We start from the raw sequence: 705 nt of genomic DNA, 5'->3' as shown, positions 1-705 counted from the left end.
AAAGCGGGCGCGGCCGTGGCGATCGCCGACCTGAACCAGGACGGCGCAAACGCGGTTGCCGACGAGATCGTCAAGGCAGGCGGCAAGGCGATCGGCGTCGCGATGGACGTGACCAACGAGGAAGCGGTCAACAGCGGCATCGACAAGGTGGCCGACACGTTCGGCTCGGTCGACATCCTCGTGTCGAACGCGGGCATCCAGATCGTCAACCCGATCGAGAACTACGCGTTCTCCGACTGGAAGAAGATGCAGGCGATCCACGTCGACGGCGCGTTCCTGACGACCAAGGCCGCGCTCAAGCACATGTACAAGGACGATCGCGGCGGCGTCGTGATCTACATGGGTTCGGTGCACTCGCACGAAGCGTCGCCGCTGAAGTCGGCGTACGTGACGGCCAAGCACGGGCTGCTCGGTCTCGCGCGCGTGCTGGCGAAGGAAGGTGCGAAGCACAACGTGCGCTCGCACGTCGTGTGTCCGGGCTTCGTGCGCACGCCGCTGGTCGACAAGCAGATTCCGGAGCAGGCGAAGGAGCTCGGCATCAGCGAAGAGGAAGTGGTGAAGAAGGTGATGCTCGGCAACACGGTCGACGGCGTGTTCACGACGGTGCAGGACGTCGCGCAGACGGTGCTGTTCCTGTCGGCGTTCCCGAGCGCCGCGCTCACGGGCCAGTCGTTCGTCGTCAGCCACGGCTGGTTCATGCAGTAA

The 705-nt window shown here is 64.8% G+C and carries 1 protein-coding gene; it reads left to right on the top strand.

Annotation, left to right across the window (positions count from 1 at the left end; all coding sequences use genetic code 11):
* Nucleotides 1-705: 3-hydroxybutyrate dehydrogenase (locus DIE04_RS29490; protein ID WP_148091663.1), on the top strand; the 705-nt coding region annotated here is incomplete at its 5' end.

Source organism: Burkholderia sp. Bp8994 (genome assembly GCF_003853805.1).
GTDB lineage: Bacteria > Pseudomonadota > Gammaproteobacteria > Burkholderiales > Burkholderiaceae > Burkholderia.
This window is presented reverse-complemented; position numbering and strand designations above follow the sequence as displayed.